General features: G+C 60.9%; 1 protein-coding gene. It reads left to right on the forward strand.

The window, feature by feature from the left end; all coding sequences use genetic code 11:
- Nucleotides 1-111: 111 nt before the first annotated feature.
- Nucleotides 112-371: (Fe-S)-binding protein (locus tag EN807_RS33210; RefSeq protein WP_135937993.1), on the forward strand; the 260-nt coding region annotated here is incomplete at its 3' end.

The following is a 371-nucleotide window of genomic DNA, read 5'->3' on the forward strand; positions in this document are numbered from 1 at the left end:
GTCATCGCGGCGTACGAAAGCCTCGTCCTTCAAGATTGCCGATTTCTATGTTAATTTCCGAGCTGCCAATGCGCGCGTACGGCGCATTCTTAGGCAGGCTCGGAGTCCGCGATGCTCCCGGTGGACGAGACATCCTTCGAGACGGTTCTGGGCGAACGCGTCCAGGATATGCTTGATGCCTGCACGCGATGCGGCAAGTGCGTTGAGGTTTGCCCAAGCGTGGTGCCCGCCGGCATCCCGGAGGCGAAGTCCGAAGACCTCATCGGTGGTATCCTCGATCTTGTCCGCACCGGTAACGGTCCGGAGACGTCGCGCGAATGGGCAGCCTCCTGCATGCTCAGCGGAGAATGCATCAAGGCGTGCGACTACGG

The organism is Mesorhizobium sp. M5C.F.Ca.ET.164.01.1.1 (genome assembly GCF_004792125.1).
Classification (GTDB): Bacteria; Pseudomonadota; Alphaproteobacteria; order Rhizobiales; family Rhizobiaceae; genus Mesorhizobium; species Mesorhizobium wenxiniae.